General features: G+C 61.6%; 21 protein-coding genes and 1 pseudogene. 6 read left to right on the top strand and 16 right to left on the bottom strand.

The genetic code is table 11. From position 1 onward, the window contains the following. Positions 1-13 precede the first annotated feature (13 nt). The gene (tagQ, locus tag C4J94_RS26765) at positions 14-937 is read left to right on the top strand and encodes a type VI secretion system-associated lipoprotein TagQ (RefSeq protein ID WP_124388775.1); all 924 of its coding nucleotides are present in this window, start codon (positions 14-16) and stop codon (positions 935-937) included. A 124-nt stretch (positions 938-1061) separates the two neighbouring features. Beyond that, complete coding sequence (locus C4J94_RS26760; RefSeq protein ID WP_003195530.1) at positions 1062-1436, top strand: hypothetical protein; 375 nt, start codon at positions 1062-1064, stop codon at positions 1434-1436. A 130-nt stretch (positions 1437-1566) separates the two neighbouring features. On the opposite strand, the gene C4J94_RS26755 is transcribed toward C4J94_RS26760, so the two are convergent. The 6 genes from C4J94_RS26755 to exbB all read right to left on the bottom strand — a co-directional run bounded on the left by C4J94_RS26755 (position 1567) and on the right by exbB (position 8348). Then, complete coding sequence (locus tag C4J94_RS26755) at positions 1567-2967, bottom strand: aminoacyl-tRNA deacylase and HDOD domain-containing protein (RefSeq protein ID WP_124388774.1); 1401 nt, start codon at positions 2965-2967, stop codon at positions 1567-1569. 77 nt (positions 2968-3044) lie between these two features. Then, positions 3045-5120, bottom strand: a complete 2076-nt coding sequence (recG, locus tag C4J94_RS26750) for an ATP-dependent DNA helicase RecG (protein ID WP_124388773.1) — start codon at positions 5118-5120, stop codon at positions 3045-3047. 8 nt (positions 5121-5128) lie between these two features. Beyond that, on the bottom strand, positions 5129-6049 hold the full coding sequence (locus C4J94_RS26745; protein WP_124388772.1) for a hydrogen peroxide-inducible genes activator: 921 nt from the start codon (positions 6047-6049) through the stop codon (positions 5129-5131). Positions 6050-6207: 158 nt separating this feature from the next. Continuing rightward, positions 6208-6954, bottom strand: coding sequence for an energy transducer TonB (locus C4J94_RS26740; RefSeq protein WP_124388771.1), 747 nt, complete (start codon positions 6952-6954; stop codon positions 6208-6210). Beyond that, on the bottom strand, positions 6951-7376 hold the full coding sequence (gene exbD / locus C4J94_RS26735; RefSeq protein WP_124388770.1) for a TonB system transport protein ExbD: 426 nt from the start codon (positions 7374-7376) through the stop codon (positions 6951-6953). The genes C4J94_RS26740 and exbD overlap by 4 nt, the downstream gene beginning before the upstream one ends. 6 nt (positions 7377-7382) lie before the next feature. After that, the gene (gene exbB / locus C4J94_RS26730) at positions 7383-8348 is read right to left on the bottom strand and encodes a tonB-system energizer ExbB (RefSeq protein WP_124388769.1); all 966 of its coding nucleotides are present in this window, start codon (positions 8346-8348) and stop codon (positions 7383-7385) included. A 189-nt stretch (positions 8349-8537) separates the two neighbouring features. Here exbB and C4J94_RS26725 point away from each other — a divergent pair, with 189 nt between their 5' ends. Beyond that, a complete protein-coding gene (locus tag C4J94_RS26725) occupies positions 8538-9389 on the top strand; it encodes an SDR family oxidoreductase (protein WP_124388768.1) in 852 nt (283 codons plus the stop codon). A gap of 122 nt (positions 9390-9511) precedes the next feature. Here the strand turns inward: C4J94_RS26725 and C4J94_RS26720 are convergent, their stop codons facing one another. From C4J94_RS26720 to C4J94_RS26695, 6 genes are all read right to left on the bottom strand, one after another. Continuing rightward, entirely contained in the window at positions 9512-10255 is a 744-nt protein-coding gene (locus C4J94_RS26720; protein ID WP_124388767.1) for a hypothetical protein, read from the bottom strand. 55 nt (positions 10256-10310) lie between these two features. Beyond that, positions 10311-10691: a RidA family protein gene (locus C4J94_RS26715; protein ID WP_003176922.1), complete on the bottom strand. Its 381-nt coding sequence runs from the start codon at positions 10689-10691 to the stop codon at positions 10311-10313. A 39-nt stretch (positions 10692-10730) separates the two neighbouring features. After that, positions 10731-12836, bottom strand: a complete 2106-nt coding sequence (gene spoT, locus C4J94_RS26710) for a bifunctional GTP diphosphokinase/guanosine-3',5'-bis pyrophosphate 3'-pyrophosphohydrolase (RefSeq protein ID WP_124388766.1) — start codon at positions 12834-12836, stop codon at positions 10731-10733. 60 nt (positions 12837-12896) lie between these two features. Further along, entirely contained in the window at positions 12897-13160 is a 264-nt protein-coding gene (gene rpoZ / locus C4J94_RS26705; protein ID WP_003176920.1) for a DNA-directed RNA polymerase subunit omega, read from the bottom strand. A 167-nt stretch (positions 13161-13327) separates the two neighbouring features. Then, on the bottom strand, positions 13328-13948 hold the full coding sequence (gene gmk, locus C4J94_RS26700; RefSeq protein WP_124388765.1) for a guanylate kinase: 621 nt from the start codon (positions 13946-13948) through the stop codon (positions 13328-13330). A 10-nt stretch (positions 13949-13958) separates the two neighbouring features. After that, the gene (locus tag C4J94_RS26695) at positions 13959-14822 is read right to left on the bottom strand and encodes a YicC/YloC family endoribonuclease (protein ID WP_124388764.1); all 864 of its coding nucleotides are present in this window, start codon (positions 14820-14822) and stop codon (positions 13959-13961) included. 216 nt (positions 14823-15038) lie between these two features. On the opposite strand from C4J94_RS26695, the gene rph reads away from it, so the two are divergent. Both rph and C4J94_RS26685 read left to right on the top strand, forming a co-directional pair. Further along, entirely contained in the window at positions 15039-15761 is a 723-nt protein-coding gene (gene rph / locus C4J94_RS26690) for a ribonuclease PH (RefSeq protein ID WP_124388763.1), read from the top strand. Positions 15762-15783: 22 nt separating this feature from the next. Continuing rightward, positions 15784-16155 (top strand): DUF4870 domain-containing protein, encoded by a 372-nt coding sequence (locus tag C4J94_RS26685; protein ID WP_124388762.1) that lies wholly within the window; start codon positions 15784-15786, stop codon positions 16153-16155. A 57-nt stretch (positions 16156-16212) separates the two neighbouring features. Here the strand turns inward: C4J94_RS26685 and C4J94_RS26680 are convergent, their stop codons facing one another. Next, positions 16213-16992, bottom strand: a complete 780-nt coding sequence (locus C4J94_RS26680; protein WP_003195493.1) for an exodeoxyribonuclease III — start codon at positions 16990-16992, stop codon at positions 16213-16215. 82 nt (positions 16993-17074) lie between these two features. On the opposite strand from C4J94_RS26680, the gene pyrE reads away from it, so the two are divergent. Next, the gene (gene pyrE, locus C4J94_RS26675) at positions 17075-17722 is read left to right on the top strand and encodes an orotate phosphoribosyltransferase (protein WP_124388761.1); all 648 of its coding nucleotides are present in this window, start codon (positions 17075-17077) and stop codon (positions 17720-17722) included. On the opposite strand, the gene C4J94_RS27960 is transcribed toward pyrE, so the two are convergent. From C4J94_RS27960 to C4J94_RS26665, 3 genes and pseudogenes are all read right to left on the bottom strand, one after another. Then, positions 17716-17838: a hypothetical protein gene (locus C4J94_RS27960; RefSeq protein ID WP_256657615.1), complete on the bottom strand. Its 123-nt coding sequence runs from the start codon at positions 17836-17838 to the stop codon at positions 17716-17718. The genes pyrE and C4J94_RS27960 overlap by 7 nt on opposite strands. Positions 17839-17872: 34 nt before the next feature. Beyond that, positions 17873-18778 (bottom strand): acetylglutamate kinase, encoded by a 906-nt coding sequence (gene argB, locus C4J94_RS26670; RefSeq protein ID WP_015886532.1) that lies wholly within the window; start codon positions 18776-18778, stop codon positions 17873-17875. Between the two features lie 19 nt (positions 18779-18797). After that, positions 18798-20201, bottom strand: a pseudogene (locus tag C4J94_RS26665) (phosphomannomutase/phosphoglucomutase); the annotation flags it as partial. Positions 20202-20271: the final 70 nt, after the last annotated feature.

The following is a 20271-nucleotide window of genomic DNA, read 5'->3' as shown; positions in this document are numbered from 1 at the left end:
CGAGATCACACCTATGCTTTTTTCCCGTAAGTCGGTTTCCAAGCGTCACCTGCTGCTGATCGCGGCCGGTTTCAGCACCGTGTTGACCGGTTGCGCTACGTCGCCTGCGTCCAAGGTCGCGTCGAGCACCAAGGTTGAGTACTACCCCAACTGCTACGAGCCCGTGCAGCACCTGCGCGCTACCGACTCGAACATGACCAAGTCGGTCGTGACCGGTGCCGCCATCGGCGCAGCCGGCGGTGCATTGCTGGGCGCCCTGACCGGCGACAAGGAAAAGCGCGGCCGTAACGCCGCAATCGGCGCAGCGGGCGGCGCCCTGGCGGGTGGCGCAGCGGGCTACTACACCGAGCGTCAGAAGCAGATCAGCGATGACAACCAGCGCATCGCTTCCTACTCCACCGACTTCAACAAAAGCGCCTCGGACATCGACCGCAGCACCGCCTACGCCAAGGCATCGCAACAGTGCTACCAGAGCGCATTCACCAAGCTGGTGGCAGACCGCAAGGCCAAGACCGTCAACGACACCGAAGGCCGCAAGCGCCTGGCGGAAATCGTTGCGGGCCTCAAAGAGTCCAATGACCTGATCGTTGCGGTCAACGGCAAAGCCAGCGAAGACCTGAACAACTACACCCAGGCCTACGAAAAAGACCTGCAGCAGGTGGGCGTACAGCGTAGCGACGTGGTCACCGTGGCCACCGCCGACACCACGCCAGTGGTCGCTCCGGCCAAAGGCAAGAAAGCCGTCAAACCGGCCAAGAAGCCGGTGCTCCCGACCGTGCCGAAAGAGGCGGTGACCACCGAGAAGAGCATCCAGACCGTGCAGGCCAAGCAAGCTGAAAGCAAGCAGGTCGCCTCTGCCGGCAAGACTCAGATCGAAGGCACCTGCCGCGATCCGAACCTGGCCGACTGGGCACCGGTGCCTTGCCCTAACGTTTAAGCAACATGCTGCTATAAGCGTTAAACGCCAACCGATCTCCCGCTAAAGCGCGAGATCGGTGGCGTTCTGCCTGCAAATCGTTACACTGCTGCGGCCACTCAATAATTACACCGAGGCCGTGTGCATGAAATTTCGTCTTCTCCTGTGGGTGCTGGGCCTGATGATGGGCAAAGCCAGCCGCACCAACCCCGCCTTCCAGCAGCAGCTAGGTGACAAAGACCTGGCCTTCCAGTTGCAGACCCTCGACGGCAAGGTTGCCCGTCACTTCATTGTCAAGGACCAGCGCATCACCAGCCGCTCGGGTGTACACCCGGCGCCGGCGTTCGCGATTGCGTTCAAGGATGCCGCCTACGGCTTCGCCACGATGCAGGCCAAGAACAAGCAACTGGCGTTCATGACGGGCATTCAGGACAAGTCGATCCAGATCAAGGGCAACCCGGCGCTGGTGATCTGGTTTCAGGGGTTGACCAAGTATTTGAAGCCGAAGAAAAAGAAGTAGGCGTTCAGTTAAACCGAGGCGGATTTATCGGGGGCAAGCCCCCTCCCACACTTAACCGAGTTCCAGCTTTGGAATGCGGTCGAATGTGGGAGGGGGCTTGCCCCCGATTGCAGTCTGACAGGCTACACATTCAAGGCTGGGTGAACTGCGACGCCAGCTCGCGCAACAGCACCTCGGCATCCAGCACCTTGCCGACCACTTCCTCAGCCTTTTCACGGCTCAAGCCCAGGCGCTCGAGCAACGCATCGGGAATGGCCTCATCCGGCCCGGAACCGATGCCTCGGCTGCGCAACAGGCGCACGGCCAGGCACACCAGGTTCGGGTACTCGGCGTATTGCCCGTCGTAGGTCGGGTCGTGCTGGAAACGCAGGGCGGTGGACAGCTCGTCCGGCATGTCCCAGTAGCGCATCAGCCAGGCGCCGATCTGCTCGCGGCTGATGCCCAACAGGTGTTGCTCCACATAGCTGTGGCACAAGTGCGGATTGACCTCCAGGTGGCGGCAGATCAGCGAGAAGTGCGGCGGGAACACATGGGCCAGCAGCAGATAGCCAAAGTTGTGCAGCAAGCCGGCAAGGTAGGTCAGGCCGGCTTCCGGGCGCTGGGCACGGGGCATGGCGCGGGTCAGGCCTTCGATCACGGCAGCGGTGTAGATCGACTGGTGCCAGTACGGCGTGGACTGGTGCGGGCGGTCCTTGGGCAGGCTCAGGGTTTTGCCCAAGGCCAGGCCCAGCGCCAGGTTGATCACCAGATCGAAGCCCAGCACGCGCACGATGGCGTCTTCCACCGAACGGATCTTGCCGGGCGATGCGTAGTAGGGCGACGCCGCCCAGCTCACCACTTGGGCGGCCAGGGCCGGGTCGGTTTCCACCACGCCGGTGATGTCGTCGATGGTGGCGTTGGGGTCGACGCGCAGTTTGATGATCTTCTGCGCGGTGTCGGCCAGCGGCGGGATCTCGATGGTCGCTTCCAGGCGTTGCTGGATACGGCGCGCGGTGAATGCCTGCATCGCCTGGGTGATTTCCTCACGGTCATCGTTGGGGCGGTCGAGGTTGGGGCGAATGTTGCTCAGTGGCTCGCCGAACTGCGCGGCACTGGCCTTGGTCAGCATAATCTTGAAGTGCTCGCTGGCGATTTCCAGCAGCAGCCCGGCTTCGCCCGAATGCACCAATAGACTCGGCTCGTTGAGCAGGCTGCCTTCATACAGGCAGGGCGAACTGGTGAGCGGCGGCAGGCCCGGCAGCAGGTTCAGCTCATGCTTGCCCAGCATGCGCTCGACGCGCTCCGGCGCCACGGCCGTGAGGCGGCGACCGGTCAGTTCGGTCAGACGGTTGAGGTCGAGCAACTGGCTCTGGGGGAACAGCACCATGAGCGCGCCAACGGCGTCTTCGAGCAGTACCGCCTGGACCTTTCGTGCAGGGTTCAGGCCAGTCTGTTCGATGACTTCCGTGTAGGGAATGGCGAGCTTTGCGAGCAGCGCCCGAATGACCGGTGGGGCGGTCAGTGGGGCTGTAGCGAGGGCAACTTCTGACATGGCCGGATCCAATTTCTTACATTCATTGGAGTATAACCAGCTTGATACAGGTGTAGGTCGGATAAGTGAGTCCGGCGTCACACTTGGCCATATTGCTGCCCGTGCCGCAGCCAGCGGTTGAGCAATGGGCTGACATGCTCCGGCCAGCGTTCCAGCAGCGCTTGCGCCGCATCGCGCACAGCGGGCAACAGGTCGGCGTCGCGCATCAGATCGGCGACCTTGAATTGCAGCAAGCCGGTTTGGCGGGTGCCTAACATTTCACCCGGCCCGCGCAGCTCCAGGTCTTTTTCGGCGATGACAAAGCCATCGTTGGTTTCGCGCATGATCCCCAGCCGTTGGCGGCCGATCTGCGACAGTGGCGGGTGATACAGCAGCACGCAATGGCTGGCGGCGCTGCCCCGGCCGACGCGGCCACGCAATTGGTGCAATTGCGCCAGGCCCAGGCGCTCGGGGTTTTCAATGATCATCAGGCTGGCGTTGGGCACGTCCACGCCGACTTCGATCACCGTGGTGGCCACCAGCAGTTGCAGGTTGCCGGCCTTGAATTCGGCCATCACCGCGGCTTTTTCGGCGGGTTTCATGCGCCCGTGAATCAGCCCGACCTTGAGCTCGCCCAGGGCACTGGTGAGGTCTTCATAGGTGGTTTCGGCGGCCTGGCAGGTCAGCTCTTCGGACTCCTCGATCAGCGTACACACCCAGTAAGCCTGGCGGCCTTCGGCGCAGGCACCGCGCACACGTTCGATCACTTCGACGCGCCGCGTGTCGGTGACCAGCACGGTGTTGACCGGGGTACGGCCGGGGGGCAGTTCGTCGAGGATCGAGGTGTCGAGGTCGGCGTAGGCGCTCATCGCCAGGGTGCGCGGGATGGGTGTGGCGGTCATGATCAACTGGTGCGGGTTCATGCGTCCGCCCACGCCTTTCTGGCGCAGGGCCAGGCGCTGTTGCACGCCGAAGCGGTGCTGTTCGTCGATGATCACCAGCGCCAGGTTCTTGAACTGCACTTCGTCCTGGAACAGCGCATGGGTGCCCACCACCATGGGCGCGCCGGCAGCGATCTGCTCCAGCGCGGCCGCACGGTTCTTGCCCTTGAGCTTGCCGGCCAGCCACGCCACTTCCAGCCCCAGCGGTTCGAGCCAGCGCTTGAAGGTGATGAAGTGCTGTTCAGCGAGAATTTCCGTGGGTGCCATCAGCGCTACCTGGTAACCGGCTTCCAGGGCCTGCAGGGCGGCGAGGGCGGCGACCACGGTCTTGCCCGCGCCCACATCGCCCTGGATCAGGCGCAGCATCGGCTCCTGCTGGCTGAGGTCGTAGGCGATTTCGTTGCCGACACGCTGCTGGGCGCCGGTCGGTGCGAAACCCAGGTTGGCCAGGTACTGCGCGGGCAAGCGTGTGGCTTTGGGCATGGCTGGTGCGCGCAACGAGCGCATGCTTTCGCGCAGGCGTTGCTGGGACAGCTGATGGGTGAGCAATTCTTCGAAGGCCAGGCGATGCTGAGCCCAGTGATGGCCGAGGGCGAGTTCATCGACATCGGCGTCGGCCGGTGGGTGATGCAGGTAGCGAATCGCATCCGCCAGCGGTGCCAGCTGATAATCGCGGGCCAGCTCCAGTGGCAGCCAGTCGGGCAGGCTTTGCGGGCCGAGCATCGTCAGGGTTTGCATGCACAGCTGGCGCAGGCGCTGCTGGGTAAGGCCTTCGGTCAGCGGGTAGATCGGTGTGAGGGTGGTGTCCACCGGTGGCGGTTCGTCGCCGGTAATGGCGCGGTACTCGGGGTGGTAGATCTCCAGGCCCGAGGCGCCAGGGCGGGCTTCGCCGTAGCAGCGTACACGGGTGCCGCGCTTGAGGCCTTCTTTCTGCGCATTGCTGAAATGGTAAAAGCGCAGGCTCAGGCCACCGGTGCCGTCCTGCAGGCGCACCACCAGGCTGCGGCGCTTGCCCATCACCACGTCGGCGCCGCTGACGGTGCCCTCGATCACCGCGTCCTGGCCAGGACGCAACTGGCCGATGGGCACGACGCGGGTGCGGTCCTGGTAGCGCAGCGGCAGGTGGAACAGCACGTCCTGAAGATTTTCCAGACCGACCTTGGCCAGTTTCTCGGCCATGGCCTCACCGACACCCTTGAGTGCGGTCACCGGCACCTGCGACAGCTCTGTCATACCGTTACTTAGCTCGCAGCAGGCGGTTTGGCCACCGAGCACAGGCGTATCGAGTCGGCGAGAATCTCAATCGCTTTTGGTCGCGGAAAGCTGGCGCGCCAGGCGATGGCCACGGTGCGGAAGGGCACCGGTGGCGTGAGTGGGCGCACTTCGATCACGCCAGGGGCGTAGTGATGGCTGTCTACCGCCGACAGCGGCAGGATCGAAATACCCAGGCCGGAAGCGACCATATGGCGAATGGTCTCCAGAGAGCTGGATTCCACTGTGGTGTGCTTGGCGCCGTCATTGCCCTTGGTCAGGGTCGGACAGGCTTCCAGTACCTGGTCGCGGAAGCAGTGGCCTTCACCGAGCAGCAGCAGGCTCTTGTCATTGAGCAGGCCGGCATCGATGGTGTCCTTCTTGGTCCAGGGGTGCGATGCGGGCATCAGTACGTAGAACGGTTCGTCGTAGAGCGGCAGGGTCAGTACGTCCGCCTCGTTGAACGGCAGGGCGATGATGATCGCGTCCAGCTCACCGTTGCGCAGTTTGTCGCGCAGCACGTGGGTGAAGTTTTCTTCGATATACAGCGGCATCTGCGGCGCAACGCGGTGCAGTTGCGGGATCAGGTGCGGGAACAGGTAGGGCCCGACGGTGTAGATGGCGCCGACCTTGAGCGGTGCGGTCAGCTGGTTCTTGCCAGCCTGGGCCAGTTCGCGAATGCTTTGCGCTTGCTCCAGTACCTTCTGGGCCTGGGCAACGATGCCTTCGCCCACGGGGGTGAGGCGCACGGCGCTCTTGCTGCGCTCGAAAATCAGCACACCGAGTTCGTCTTCAAGCTTTTTCACACCCACCGACAGCGTCGGCTGGCTGACGTGGCAACGCTCGGCCGCGTGGCCAAAGTGCTGCTCTTGGGCGAGGGTCACGATGTAGCGTAATTCTGTAAGAGTCATAGCGGGCGTCCATGAGGTTGCGGGCCAAGCATACCGGCTGCAATCGATAGACGCACGTTATCAGAACTTTGCTGGGGATTGAGCGGGGAGTGTCGGTAATTTTGCTGATTCGCTGCAGATGCATGTGGGAGGGAACGGGCCCCTCCCACACGGTTCTGCTAACGGCGACGCTTGTCGATGTTGTAAACGAACGGTGCGACGAGTTCCACGCTGCCGTTTTTCAACAGGTCGGCGGGCGGCTTGGGCAAGGGTTGCGCCTTGCGGATCATCTCCAGCGTCGCACGGTCCAGGTCGGCGTTGCCGGAGCGGCCTTCCAGTTCGTAAGACAGCACATTGCCTTCGCCATCAACCACGAAGCGCAAGCGGTTCATGCCTTCCTTGCCACGCTGCTGGGCGCCCGGCGGGTACTTCTTGTACTTCTGCAGGTGCGCCAGCAGGGTGCTTTGCCAGGATGCCTGGGCCGCCAGCTGTTGCGCCGATGGACCGGGAGCAGGCTGGGCAGATTTTTGCGCAGGCGCGTTGCTCGGCGGTGTTTCGCTCGGTGGCTCCTCGGAAGGTTTTTCCTTGGGCGGATCGGGCTTTTTCTCCACCGGCTTGGGCGGTTGTGGCTTGGGCTTGGGCTTGACCGGCTTGGGCACCTGGATCGTCGGCTTGGGCGCCTCGGCCAGTTTCGGCAAAGGCAGCTCTTCGACCGGCGGCGGTGGTGGTGCCACGACCTTGGGCGGTGCCGGAGGCGGCGGTGGCGCCGGCAGGGGGGCCAGGTCGATGACCATCGCGGCCGGTGGCAACGGGATCGCCTGCGGCGCGGACCATTGAAGGGCGATGATGATCGCGACGGCATGCACGCCCAGCACGACTGCGAGGCTGGTGCCATAACGCGTCAGTTTGTGGCGCGTCGTGATCATTTCTTGGCTGCCGTCTCAAGTCCGACCAGGCCTACCTTGAGGTAGCCGGCCGCCCGCAGGGCATCCATCACGCCCATCAGGTCGCCGTAGTCCACGCCCTTGTCGGCCTGGAAGAAGATCGTCGTGTCTTTCTTGCCCTGGGTCTTGGCGTCGAGCACCGGCCCCAGGGTTTCAGCCTTGACTTCTTCTTCGCCCAGGAACAGGCGCTGGTCCGCCTTCACACTGAGGAAGATCGGCTTCTCCGGCCGTGGCGCCGGCTTGGCGCTGGAGGCAGGAAGGTCAACCTTGATGTCCACGGTGGCCAACGGTGCCGCCACCATGAAGATGATCAGCAACACCAGCATCACGTCGATAAACGGCGTGACGTTGATTTCGTGGTTCTCGACGAGTTCATCGTCGCCTTGATTCAAATGCAGGCCCATGGCCGATTACCCCACTTTCACCATGTGCGGTTGCGAGCTGCGCTCGGTAGGCAGGTGATCGAGGTCGCGGCTGACCAGCAGCAGGACTTCTGCCGACGCATCCGACACCTGGGCCTTGTAGCCGGCGATCGAACGGGCGAAGACGTTGTAGATCACCACCGCAGGAATCGCGGCAACCAGGCCCAGGGCGGTAGCCAGCAGGGCTTCGGCGATGCCGGGGGCCACTACGGCGAGGTTGGTGGTCTGGGTTTTCGCGATGCCGATGAAGCTGTTCATGATCCCCCACACAGTACCGAACAGGCCGACGAAGGGGGCGGTGGAACCGATAGTCGCCAGCACGCCGGTGCCACTGCTCATGTTGCGACCGCAAGCCGCCACCAGGCGCTCCAGGCGAAAGCTCACACGCTCCTTGATGCCTTCTTTTTCGCGGGTGTTGGCGGACAGGCGCATTTCTTCCAGGGCGTCATGGACCAGCAGGTTGGCCAGGGTGCCCTTCTTGGTCGCGGTTTCACTCGCTTCCTTGAGGGTGGTGGCCTTTTTCAGGTGGACGATTTCGGTACGCAGACGACGCTTGGCGCCCAGCAGCTCGAAGCCTTTGGCGATCCAGATGGTCCAGGTAATGATCGAGGCGATGGCCAGGCCGATCATCACGGCTTTCACCACCACGTCGGCGTTCTGGTACATGCCCCACGGGGACAGGTCGTGTGCCATGCCGAGGGTGTTGTCTTCTTCCAGCACCACGCCGGTTTCGTCAGCAGGGGCTGCAGCCTGGGCCGGGTCGGTGGCAGTCGGCGCGGCCGCTGGGGTGGTGGCATTCTGCTCGGCAGCGGCTGGAGCGGCCGGTGCGGTGGCATCAGCGAACGCGGCGGTCGGCGCCAGCAGTACGCTGAACAGCATCGCAGCAATCGCACGCCAGGCGCGGGATGGGCTGTGAGGCTTGGTTGGCGAAGCGGGGTTTGTATGACGTGTCATGCTGGCCGGACCTGAGAGAAAATAATGGGTGATCGTCCTGCCAGACCCCTGCGGGTCGAGGACAAATGGGTGGTTATTATTGCAAGTAATTCTTGTTAACTAAAGTGGCACTGTTACTTTATTTCGCTTTTTACTGGCCGTTGCTCCTCTCGCGCGGCTAATCTGCGCCTTTAAGAATGGAGTTTTATGATGTCTGCGCCTTCTGTTGTGATTGCCGGTTGCGGCGATGTGGGTAGTCGGCTGGCTAGCCAATTGCTGGCCGGAGGATGGGAGGTTCATGGCCTGCGCCGCGATATTTCGCGCCTTCCCGACGGCGTGATCGGCATTGCTGGCGACCTGTTCAATAAAGACTGCCCCGAGACCTGGCCGATTGGTGGTGTGGATTACCTGGTGTATTGCGCTGCAGCGACCGACCACGATGAGGCCGGCTATCGCGCGGCGTATGTGCAGGGTCTGAAGCATGTGCTGGAGTGGCTGCAGGATTACGGCCAGGAACCCAAGCATCTGGTGTTCGTGTCCAGCAGTAGCGTATATGGCCAGCAGAACGGCGAATGGGTCGACGAAACCTCTGAAACCCAGGCGAAGGGATATTCCGGGCAGGTCATGCTTGAAGCCGAGCAGGTCGCGCTCAACAGTGGCATCCCGGCGAGCATCGTGCGATTGACCGGTATTTACGGCCCGGGCCGCGAGTGGCTATTGACCCAGGTACGCCAAGGTTACCGAGTGGCAATTGACCCGCCTTTATATGGCAACCGGATTCACGCGGACGACGCGGCGGGCTTGCTGGCGTTTTTGCTGCGCCATGTGGAGCAGGGTGGTTCGCTGGACAAGGTTTATATCGGCGTAGACGATGCGCCGGCGCCATTGGCCGAGGTGGTGGGCTGGTTGCGCGAGTACCTGGGCGTGACAGAGTGGTCCGAGGACGCCAGTGTGCGACGCGCGGGCAGCAAGCAATGCAGCAATGCGCGCGTCAAGGCGCTGGGGTGGGTGCCAACGTACCCGACTTACCGCGAAGGTTATGCGGCGATCCTGAAGGGCTGAACTCGATCAAAATGTGGGAGGGGGCTTGCCCCCGATAACGGTGTGTCAGCCGAAGAGAGTTTGACTGAAGAAACGCTATCGGGGGCAAGCCCCCTCCTACATTTGGATTTGTGTCGCAGCCGTTATTGCTTTTCAAGCAGCCATTGGCGCTGGCCAGGCGTGAAGGAAGGCACTTCATCGGCCTGCGCGGTGTTAATTGCCTGGAAGATTTCCAGTTGCTTGCCTTTGCGCGCAAAGATCCACGGGTTGCCCACGCCATTTTCCTGCAGCCAGAGGCTGTCGTAACCACCGCTCATGGAGGCGCAATCCCCGGCCAGGCACAGGGAATACTGGTCGGCGCCAGGCAGGCCGGCGACTTTACCGTTGGCCTGAAACTGAACCGTTGCGCCATTGCCGACGCCGTCGGTGATCTTCCAGTCGCCGCCCATATAGGCTGCATAGAGCGCCCGCTCGAAGTTGGCGCCCAGGGGCGCGCCTTCTGGAGCCGGGTCCTGGGGGCGCGTGAACAGCTGCTCGGGCTCATTATCGTTGGCCAGTTGCAGCAGCTTTTTGCCTTTACGCTTGAGCTCGGTGGCAGAGCTGCCGTAGAAGTCCACACTCCAGGCCCCGGGTTTTTCGCTCAGCAGCTTGCCTTCCGCGACTTCAAAACCGTTGTAGTAGCGGGCCTGCAAGGCCTTGGTGTTGACCTCCCATTCCAGGTTCGGGCCAAAGGTCTGCAAGGCTTCACGCAAAGGGCCGCCCTTGGCTGCCGCATCAATGGCGGCCTGGTTGATCCAGGTACCGCTCACATCCAGATCGGCAGGGTTGCTGGCACAGCCGCCGAGCAGCAGGGCGAACAACGAAGAGGCGATAAGCGCTTTGCGCATGACTAAATCCTTCTGAAACGAAGTCGGCGCAGCGGTTGAGGCTGCGCCGGGTTTTTTATTCGATGACCAGAATCGCGTCCATTTCAACCTGCGCACCCTTTGGCAGGGCGGCAACGCCGATGGCGGCGCGGGCTGGGTAGGGCTGTTCGAAGTACTTGCCCATGATCTCGTTGACCTTGGCGAAGTGGCTCAGGTCGGTGAGGAAGATGTTCAGCTTGACGATGTCCTTGAACGAACCGCCAGCTGCTTCAGCCACGGACTTGAGGTTTTCGAAGACCTGCACGGTCTGTGCTTCGAAGCCTTCCACCAGTTCCATGGTCTTTGGGTCCAGCGGGATCTGGCCGGACATGTAGACGGTGTTGCCCGCCTTGATCGCCTGGGAATAAGTACCGATGGCGGCAGGGGCTTTGTCGCTGGTGATTACTGTCTTGGTCATGAATGACTCCTTGTAATGGGCGATGGCTTGCTTGAAGAACTACGCGCGCATGCGGGTGATGCGGATCACTCCGGTCAACGCACGCAGTTTCTTGATCACGCGGGCCAGGTGCACACGGTCGTGCACGCTGACCACCAGCTGGACCACGCTGATGCGCCCATCGCGTTCGTCCATGCTGATTTTCTCGATATTGCCGTCGGCCGCGTTGACGCTGCTGGCCAGCAGGGCGATCAAGCCGCGTTGGTGCTCGAGCTCCACGCGCAGCTCGACATTGAATTCGCCGGTGACATCCTTGGCCCACGAAAGCTGGATGCATTTTTCCGGGTTGTGGCGGATTTCGGTGATATTGCGGCAGTTGTCCAGGTGCACCACCATGCCTTTGCCCGCCGACAAATGGCCGACAATCGGGTCGCCCGGAATCGGCGTGCAGCACTTGGCATAGCTGAGCACCAGGCCCTCGGTGCCGCGAATCGCCAGCGGGCCTTCGGGGCTCGGTAGCTGTTCGCCTTCGCCGAGCAGGCGACGCGCAACCACGTAGGCCATGCGGTTGCCCAGGCCGATATCTTCGAGCAGGTCTTCGATGGTTTCCTGGCGATACTCGTGGAGCATCGCTTGCACCCGCTCCTGCGGGATCTTGTCCAGGGCGCTGTCAAAACCGTTGAGTACCTTGTTCAGCAGGCGTTCGCCCAGGCTGATGGATTCGGAACGGCGCTGCAGTTTCAAGGCGTGGCGGATGTGCGTACGCGCCTTGCCGGTGACCACGAAGTTGAGCCAGGCCGGGTTCGGCCGCGCGCCCGGCGCACTGACGATCTCCACCGTGGAGCCGCTTTGCAGCGGTTCTGACAGCGGGGCCAGGCGTCGGTTGATGCGGCAGGCGATGCAGCTGTTGCCCACATCGGTGTGCACCGCGTAGGCAAAGTCCACCGCCGTGGAGCCTTTGGGCAGCTCCATGATCCGGCCCTTGGGCGTGAACACGTAGACCTCGTCCGGGAACAGGTCGATCTTCACGCTTTCAATGAATTCCAGGGAGTTGCCGGCACGTTGCTGCATTTCCAGCACGCCCTTGACCCACTGGCGGGCACGGGCATGGGTGCCTTTTGGCTGCTCGTCGCCGCTGGACTTGTACAGCCAGTGCGCCGCGATGCCGTTGTTGGCCATCTCTTCCATCTCGCGGGTGCGGATCTGGATCTCGATCGGCACACCGTGCATACCGAACAGCGTGGTATGCAGCGACTGGTAGCCGTTGGCCTTGGGAATGGCGATGTAGTCTTTGAAACGACCCGGCAAAGGTTTGTACAAATTATGTACAGCGCCCAGCACGCGGTAGCAGGTGTCGACCTTGTCGACGATGATCCTGAACGCATACACGTCCATGATCTCGTTGAAGGCCCGACGCTTGCCGCGCATCTTCTTGTAGATGCCGTAGATGTGTTTCTGCCGCCCGCTGACTTCGCCTTCGATCTCGTCGACCGCCAGGCAATGGCTCAGGGACTCTTCGATCTTGTTGACGATTTCCTTGCGGTTGCCCCGGGCGCGCTTGACCGCCTGGTAAATGCGCGCCGAGCGCATCGGGTGCATGGCCTTGAAGCCGAGGTCTTCGAACTCGATACGAATGGCATGCATGCCCAGCCGGTTGGCGATGGGCGCGTAGATTTCCAGGGTTTCCTTGGCGATGCGCCGGCGTTTTTCGCCGGAGAGCACTTCCAGCGTGCGCATGTTGTGCAGCCGGTCGGCCAGCTTGACCAGGATCACGCGGATATCGCGGGCCATGGCCATGGCCATCTTCTGGAAGTTTTCCGCCTGGGCTTCGGCCTTGGTTTCGAAGTTCATCTGGGTCAGTTTGCTGACCCCGTCGACCAGTTCGGCCACGGTTTCGCCAAATTGCGCGCTGAGCGCTTCCTTGGCGATGCCGGTGTCTTCGATCACGTCATGCAGCATCGCGGCCATCAGGCTCTGATGGTCCATGTGCATGTCGGCCAGGATATTGGCCACCGCAAGAGGATGGGTGACATACGCCTCGCCGCTCCGACGGCGTTGGCCGTCGTGAGCCTGTTCGGCGTAGAAATACGCTCGGCGGACCAGGTTGACCTGGTCGGGGCCGAGGTAGGCCGATAAGCGATCGGCGAGGGCGTCTATGCTCGGCAAAGTGTGAACTCCTGCCGAAGGTTGTGACCCCGCGCCGTGCTACGTCGACCAGGCATAGGCTTAGACGGCCTCGTTGGACTCGTCCTCGAACGCTGCGAACAGCGGTTCGTCTTCAACGATTTCAGCGTTGGCGATGAACTCATAGCTCATCAGGCCTTCTGCGATTTCACGCAGGGCTACAACGGTAGGTTTGTCGTTTTCCCACTGGACCAGGGGCTCTTTGCCGCCAGTGGCCAGTTGACGGGCACGCTTGGTAGAGAGCATGACCAGCTCAAAGCGGTTATCCACGTGTTCTAGGCAGTCTTCAACGGTTACGCGGGCCATGGTATTCCTCGGAGCGAATGCAAGATGCGCGCTGCCCGGTTGGGCGAGCGGACTGAGCAGTTTAAAAAATCACCGGCGTTTAGGGAAGCGCTGATTTTTAGCAGGCCCTCGCGAAACCGCTACAAGTGCCAATGTAAAGCCCTCGCAGCGGTTTTGGGAAGGGCCAATCAGCCAAGCAGTTCGGCGAGTAATTTGCCGAAACGCTGCTGTTGACGCTTTTGCTGCAACTGGTTGGCGCGGAAAATCGCCTTCAAATCATCCAGTGCGTGGGCAAAGTCGTCGTTGATGATCAGGTAGTCGTAGTCGACGTAGTGGCTCATTTCGCTGACGGCTTCACGCATGCGGCCTTCGATGATCTCGTCGCTGTCCTGGCCACGGTTGGTCAGGCGCTGGTGCAAGGCTTCAAGCGAGGGCGGCAGGATGAAGATCGAACGCGCCTTGGGCATCAGTTGGCGCACTTGTTCGGCGCCCTGCCAGTCGATTTCCAGAATCAGGTCGTGGCCTTCGTCCAGCGTCTGCTGCAGGTGGCTTTGCGAGGTGCCGTAGAGGTTGCCGAACACTTCGGCGCGCTCCAGGAAGTCGCCGTGCTCGATCATCTTGACGAACTCGGTACGCTCGACGAAGTGATAATGCACGCCGTTCTCTTCACCCGGGCGCATGGCGCGCGTGGTGTGGGAAACCGAAATGCGGATCTGCTCGTCAGCGTCGGTCAGGGCCTTGACCAGACTGCTCTTGCCCGCGCCCGAGGGGGCGGAAATGATGTAAAGGGTGCCGGTGCTGTGGTTCATGGAGGTTGCCTTACTCAATATTCTGTACTTGTTCGCGCATCTGCTCGATCAACACTTTGAGGTTGACCGCAGCGGTGGTGCTGCGCGGATCGAACGCTTTGGAGCCCAGTGTATTGGCTTCGCGGTTGAGTTCCTGCATCAGGAAGTCCAGGCGCCGACCGGCGGCACCGCCGGACTTGAGCACGCGGCGCACTTCGAGGATATGGGTGCTCAGGCGGTCGAGTTCTTCGGCGACGTCACTCTTTTGCGCCAATAACACCATTTCCTGCTCAAGGCGCACGGGATCGAGGTCGGCCTTCATGTCGGCGAAGCGGTCCAGGACCTTCTGGCGCTGGGTGGCGAGCATTTGCGGTACGAGTTCACGCAGGGTGACGACGTCTGCTTCGATCGACGTCAGACGCTCGTTGATCAGGCGGGCCAGTTCGGCGCCCTCGCGCTCGCGGCCGGCCTTGAGTTCGTGCAAGCCCTGGGTGAAGAGGGCCAGCGCTTCGGCGTTCAAGGCTTGCGGGTCGGTGGCGTCGGCCACGAGCACGCCGGGCCAGGCGAGCACTTCCAGGGGGTTCAGCGCGGCGGGCTGCTTGATCAGGCCGGCGATGGTTTCGGCGGCGGCGACCAGTTGCGCGGCGCGGTCGCGGTCGACCTGCAACGGTTTGCCGGTGGTTTCTTCGGTAAAGCGCAGGGTGCATTCCAGCTTGCCGCGGGAAATGCCCTGGCGCAGCGCTTCACGCACGGCGCCTTCGAGGTCACGGAAAGACTCGGGCAGGCGCAGGTGCGGCTCCAGGTAACGGCTGTTGACCGAGCGCAATTCCCAGCTGAGGGTGCCTTGGGCGCCGGCTTTTTCGACGCGGGCGAAGGCGGTCATGCTGTGCACCATGGAGGTACCTCGCGATGCAGTCCCGCAAACACGGGATGATAATGAAATGGGAGCCGACAGGCTGCGAAGGCGCAGGAGTGTAGCGCAGTGGGGCGGGTGCGCCCAAACAATGGGCGATAGACCGCGTATTCGTAACCGGATTTTTAGAAGTGCCCCGAATCGGCTGGCGGCTCTATAATGCTCGGCAGTTTTTCGTCCTCAGTACAGGTATCCCCTATGAAACGTCCAAGTGGTCGCGCCGCCGATCAGCTCCGCTCGATCCGCATCACCCGCAACTACACCAAACACGCCGAGGGGTCCGTACTGGTCGAGTTTGGCGATACCAAGGTGATCTGCACCGTCAGCGTCGAGAACGGCGTGCCGCGGTTCCTCAAGGGCCAGGGCCAGGGTTGGTTGACCGCCGAGTACGGCATGCTGCCGCGCGCCACGGGCGAACGTAACCAGCGTGAAGCCAGCCGTGGCAAGCAAGGCGGGCGTACCCTGGAAATCCAGCGCCTGATCGGCCGCTCGCTGCGCGCCGCCCTGGACATGTCCAAGCTGGGCGATGTGACCCTGTATGTCGACTGCGACGTGATTCAGGCCGATGGCGGCACCCGCACCGCGTCGATCACCGGCGCCATGGTGGCCTTGGTTGATGCACTCAAAGTGATCAAGAAGCGCGGCGGCCTCAAAGGCGGTGACCCGCTCAAGCAGATGATCGCTGCCGTCTCGGTCGGTATGTACCAGGGCGAGCCTGTGCTGGACCTGGACTACCTGGAAGATTCGGCCGCCGAGACCGACCTGAATGTGGTCATGACCAGCACCGGTGGTTTCATCGAAGTGCAGGGCACCGCCGAAGGCGCGCCATTCCAGCCCGCCGAGCTGAACGCCATGCTGGCCCTGGCCCAGAAAGGCATGAGCGAAATTTTCGAACTGCAAAACGCCGCATTGGCTGACTGAGCCGGTCTCAAGGAGAAACGCCATGAATGACGACAGCCAAATGCCGGTGCCTGCGCCTTCCTACGAAGTGCGGCAGGCGGCGATGTTGTGCCATCTCGCGGCGTTTCTGGGGTTTGTGTTCCCCTTCGGCAGCGTTGTGGGGCCACTGATCCTGTGGCAGATGAAGAAAGAACAGGATGCGTTTATCGACGATCAGGGCAAGGAAGCGCTGAATTTCCAGATCACCGTCGCCATCGCCTGGATCGCTTGCATCGTGCTGGCCTTCGCAGTGATTGGTTTCTTCCTGATGATTGCCCTGGCGATTGCCACGGTGGTGCTGACCATCATCGGCAGTATCAAAGCCAATAAGGGGATTGCCTATCGCTATCCACTGACCTGGCGCCTGGTCAAATAATAGCCGCCCACAAAAAAACCGACATCGCTGTCGGTTTTTTTGTGCCTGGAAAAAGACCTAGATGGTCAAGGTCCAGTCGTAGTCCACGATCAGTGGCGCGTGCTGCGAGAAGCGCGGCTGGCGCGGCAAGCGTGCACTGCGCACGAACCGGCGCAGACCCGGGGTCAGCAGCTGGTAGTCGAAACGCCAACCCAAGTTGAGCATCTCGGCCTGTTCGTTATCCGGCCACCAGCTGTACTGGTCGCCTTCGCGGCTGACTTCGCGCAGGGCGTCGACATAGCCCATGTTGCCGACAATCTCGTCCATCCAGGCCCGTTCCGGCGCCAGGAAACCTGGGGATTGCTGGCTGTCGCGCCAGTTCTTGATATCCAGCTTCTGTTGCGCCACGTACAGCGAGCCACAATAAATGTACTCGCGACGTTTGCGTCGCTGTTTATCCAGATAACGGGCGAAATCGTCCATTAGCTTGAATTTCTGGTTCAAGTCTTCATCGCCGTTCTGCCCCGAAGGAAGCAGCAAGGTCGCGATGCTGACCTTGTCGAAATCGGCTTGCAGGTAGCGCCCGTAGCGGTCGGCTGTCTCGAAGCCGAGGCCGCTGATGACCGCCTTGGGTTGCAACCGCGAGTACAAAGCCACGCCACCTTGGGTGGGCACTTCGGCGTCGCAGGCATAAAGGAAGTAGCCATCCAGTTGGAAGGCTGGGTCGTCCAGTTCAAAGGCGGAGGCGCGGGTGTCCTGCAGGCAGATGACGTCGGCATTCTGAGCTTGCAGCCAACTGAGCAAACCACGCTCGACTGCAGCCTGAATACCATTAACGTTCACACTGATGATCCGCATAAATGGCCCCAAAAATCGCGTGCGTGTATGATACACGCCGTCTACCTAATTAGCTAAATCCGTGGTATCTGAGGCTTTTTTCATGCAGGCGTATCAACGCGATTTCATTCGTTTTGCCATCGATCGCGGGGTTTTGCGCTTCGGTGAGTTCACCCTCAAGTCCGGGCGTACCAGCCCGTACTTCTTCAATGCTGGCTTGTTCAACTCGGGTTCGGCCCTGGCCCAGCTGGGGCGTTTCTACGCGGCGGCCATCGTTGAGAGCGGTATTTCCTTCGACGTTCTGTTCGGCCCGGCCTACAAGGGCATTCCCCTGGCCGCTGCTACCGCGGTGGCCCTGGCGGAACATCACGGGCAGGACCTGCCGTGGTGCTTCAACCGCAAGGAAGCCAAGGCTCACGGCGAAGGCGGCAGCCTGGTGGGCGCGCCGCTGACGGGCAATGTGCTGATCATCGACGACGTGATCACCGCCGGCACCGCCATCCGCGAAGTGATGCAGATCATCGCTTCCCAGGACGGCGCCAAGGCGGCGGGTGTGCTGATTGCGCTGAACCGCCAGGAGCGCGGCAACGGTGAGTTGTCGGCGATCCAGGAAGTGGAGCGTGACTTCGGCATTCCGGTGGTGAGCATCGTGTCGTTGAACCAGGTGTTGCAGTTCCTGGAAGATGATCCGCAGCTCAAGCAGCACTTGCCGGCGGTCAAGGCATACCGCGAGCAGTTCGGCGTTCAATAAACGCCGCACAGCAAAAAGCCCCACCCTCCTGTAGGAGCGAGCTTGCTCGCGAAAAACTTGAAGGCGCCGCGTTTATCCAGAATAAACGCGTCATCGTTGACGTTCTTCGCGAGCAAGCTCGCTCCTACAGGGAGCTGGGGCTTTTTGTGTTTAAGGACGCTTGCGATTGCTGATCAGCGTGCCCACACCGGTATCGGTGAAGATTTCCAGCAGGATCGCATTCGGCACACGGCCATCCAGGATCAGCGAGCTGCCGACGCCGCCTTGCACGGCTTCCAGCGCACAACGAATCTTGGGCAGCATGCCGCCGTAGATCGTGCCGTCGGCAATCAGCTCGTCGACTTGCTGGGTAGTCAGGCCGGTCAACACCTTGCCTTCCTTGTCCATCAAGCCAGCAATGTTGGTCAGCAGCATCAGCTTTTCAGCCTTCAGTGCTTCGGCCACTTTGCCCGCAACCAGGTCGGCGTTGATGTTGTAGGACTCACCGTTGGCGCCCACGCCGATGGGCGCGATCACCGGGATGAAGTCACCCTTGACCAGCAGGTTGAGCAGATCGGTGTTGATGCCGATCACTTCGCCCACCTGGCCGATGTCGATGATTTCCGGTTGGGTCATTTCCGGCGTCTGGCGGGTCACGGTCAGTTTTTTCGCGCGGATCAGTTCCGCGTCCTTGCCGGTCAGGCCAATGGCGCTGCCGCCGTGGCGGTTGATCAGGTTGACGATGTCCTTGTTGACCTGGCCACCGAGCACCATCTCCACCACGTCCATGGTCTGCGCGTCAGTGACGCGCATGCCATCGATGAAGTGACTCTCGATCGACAAACGCTTGAGCAGATCGCCGATTTGCGGGCCGCCGCCGTGGACCACGACCGGGTTGATCCCTACGGCCTTCATCAGCACGATGTCGCGGGCAAAGCCGGTTTTCAGCTCGTCGCTTTCCATGGCATTGCCGCCGTACTTGATCACCAGCGTCTTGCCGACATAGCGTCGAATGTAGGGCAACGCTTCGGACAGGACCTTGGCGGTGTTGGCAGCGGCTTCGCGTTCGAGGGTCATTCAGGGCTCCGGTAAAAAATCAGAACGGTAATTGGAGATCAGGGGCAACACGTTTCAACTGGACGTGGAAGACGTCCTTGATGCGCTGCAACTCAGCCTCGGTATCCGCCTCGAAGCGCAGCACCAGCACCGGTGTGGTGTTGGACGCGCGCACCAGGCCCCAGCCTTTGGCGTAATCGACTCGCACACCATCAATGGTGGTCAGGTTGGCGCCTTCGCCCCATTGCGCATCGTGCAGTGCGTCAATGATGCTGAATTTGCTCTCTTCGGTCACATGGATATTGATCTCTGGCGTAGAAATATCGTTCGGGAAGGTCTGAAACAGCTCCTCTGCCGTGGATTTTTCCTTGCTGAGGATCTCCAGCAGACGTGCAGCACTGTAAATGCCATCGTCAAAACCGAACCAACGCTCCTTGAAGAACACGTGACCGCTCATTTCACCGGCCAGCAGGGCGCCGGTTTCCTTCATTTTCTTTTTGATCAACGAGTGACCGGTCTTCCACATCAGCGGGCGGCCGCCGTATTCCTTGATCAGGGGCGTGAGGCGACGGGTGCATTTAACGTCGAAGATGATTTCAGCATTGGCATTGCGCGCCACCACGTCACGGGCGAATAGCATCAACAGGCGGTCGGGGAATACGATCTCTCCGGTTTCGGTCACCACGCCTACGCGGTCACCGTCGCCGTCGAAGGCCAGGCCTACGTCTGCGCCCACCTCCTTGACCTTGGCGATCAGGTCCACCAGGTTTTCAGGCTTGCCTGGGTCCGGGTGATGGTTGGGGAAGTGGCCGTCGACGTCGCAGAACAGCGGGATCACTTCGCAGTTCAGCGCTTCGAGCAGTTGCGGAGCGATCACGCCGGCCGCGCCGTTGCCGCAGTCGACCACCACTTTCAGGCGGCGAGCGAGCTTCACGTCACGGGTGATTTCGTCGGAGTAGCGTTGCAGGATGTCGACCTTGGTGATGCTGCCGTTGCCGCTGGTCAGGTCGTTGGTTTTCAGGCGCGTGTGCAGGGCCTGGATCTGTTCGTTAGCGAGGGTGTCGCCGGCGATGACGATCTTGAACCCGTTGTAGTCCGACGGGTTGTGGCTGCCGGTAAGCATCACGCCAGACTTGCCGGCCAGCACGTTGGCGGCGTAATACAGGGCAGGCGTGGGCACCAGCCCGACATCGCTGACATGGCAACCACTGTCTGCCAGGCCCTGGATCAGTTGCTCCACCAGCTCCGGGCCGGACAGGCGGCCGTCACGGCCCACCGAAACATTCGGCTCGCCCTGGGCCAGGCTCTGTGAGCCGATGGCGCGGCCGATCCAGTAGGCGGTTTCGGCGGTCAGGGTCTTGGGCACCACGCCACGAATGTCATAGGCGCGAAAGATGCTGTCGGGAAAAGTCGGGGCTACACGGGCTGCGGTACTCATCGCGGGGGGAACTCCATCTGAAAGGGGGCAAGGCTGGCCTGGTGTGGCTGGCCGGCAGGCTCAAACTGAAGGGTAT

Source organism: Pseudomonas sp. R5-89-07 (genome assembly GCF_003851685.1).
Lineage (GTDB): Bacteria > Pseudomonadota > Gammaproteobacteria > Pseudomonadales > Pseudomonadaceae > Aquipseudomonas.
The sequence above is the reverse complement of the archived record's forward strand: the minus strand, read 5'-3'. Positions and strand labels throughout refer to the sequence as shown.

Excerpts from the sequence above, each read along its gene's own strand:
- tagQ (WP_124388775.1), top strand. The coding sequence starts at position 14 with ATGCTTTTTTCCCGTAAGTCGGTTTCCAAGCGTCACCTGCTGCTGATC.
- C4J94_RS26760 (WP_003195530.1), top strand. The coding sequence starts at position 1,062 with ATGAAATTTCGTCTTCTCCTGTGGGTGCTGGGCCTGATGATGGGCAAA.
- C4J94_RS26755 (WP_124388774.1), bottom strand. The coding sequence starts at position 2,967 with ATGTCAGAAGTTGCCCTCGCTACAGCCCCACTGACCGCCCCACCGGTC.
- recG (WP_124388773.1), bottom strand. The coding sequence starts at position 5,120 with ATGACAGAGCTGTCGCAGGTGCCGGTGACCGCACTCAAGGGTGTCGGT.
- C4J94_RS26745 (WP_124388772.1), bottom strand. The coding sequence starts at position 6,049 with ATGACTCTTACAGAATTACGCTACATCGTGACCCTCGCCCAAGAGCAG.
- C4J94_RS26740 (WP_124388771.1), bottom strand. The coding sequence starts at position 6,954 with ATGATCACGACGCGCCACAAACTGACGCGTTATGGCACCAGCCTCGCA.
- exbD (WP_124388770.1), bottom strand. The coding sequence starts at position 7,376 with ATGGGCCTGCATTTGAATCAAGGCGACGATGAACTCGTCGAGAACCAC.
- exbB (WP_124388769.1), bottom strand. The coding sequence starts at position 8,348 with ATGACACGTCATACAAACCCCGCTTCGCCAACCAAGCCTCACAGCCCA.
- C4J94_RS26725 (WP_124388768.1), top strand. The coding sequence starts at position 8,538 with ATGTCTGCGCCTTCTGTTGTGATTGCCGGTTGCGGCGATGTGGGTAGT.
- C4J94_RS26720 (WP_124388767.1), bottom strand. The coding sequence starts at position 10,255 with ATGCGCAAAGCGCTTATCGCCTCTTCGTTGTTCGCCCTGCTGCTCGGC.
- C4J94_RS26715 (WP_003176922.1), bottom strand. The coding sequence starts at position 10,691 with ATGACCAAGACAGTAATCACCAGCGACAAAGCCCCTGCCGCCATCGGT.
- rpoZ (WP_003176920.1), bottom strand. The coding sequence starts at position 13,160 with ATGGCCCGCGTAACCGTTGAAGACTGCCTAGAACACGTGGATAACCGC.
- gmk (WP_124388765.1), bottom strand. The coding sequence starts at position 13,948 with ATGAACCACAGCACCGGCACCCTTTACATCATTTCCGCCCCCTCGGGC.
- C4J94_RS26695 (WP_124388764.1), bottom strand. The coding sequence starts at position 14,822 with ATGGTGCACAGCATGACCGCCTTCGCCCGCGTCGAAAAAGCCGGCGCC.
- rph (WP_124388763.1), top strand. The coding sequence starts at position 15,039 with ATGAAACGTCCAAGTGGTCGCGCCGCCGATCAGCTCCGCTCGATCCGC.
- C4J94_RS26685 (WP_124388762.1), top strand. The coding sequence starts at position 15,784 with ATGAATGACGACAGCCAAATGCCGGTGCCTGCGCCTTCCTACGAAGTG.
- C4J94_RS26680 (WP_003195493.1), bottom strand. The coding sequence starts at position 16,992 with ATGCGGATCATCAGTGTGAACGTTAATGGTATTCAGGCTGCAGTCGAG.
- pyrE (WP_124388761.1), top strand. The coding sequence starts at position 17,075 with ATGCAGGCGTATCAACGCGATTTCATTCGTTTTGCCATCGATCGCGGG.
- argB (WP_015886532.1), bottom strand. The coding sequence starts at position 18,778 with ATGACCCTCGAACGCGAAGCCGCTGCCAACACCGCCAAGGTCCTGTCC.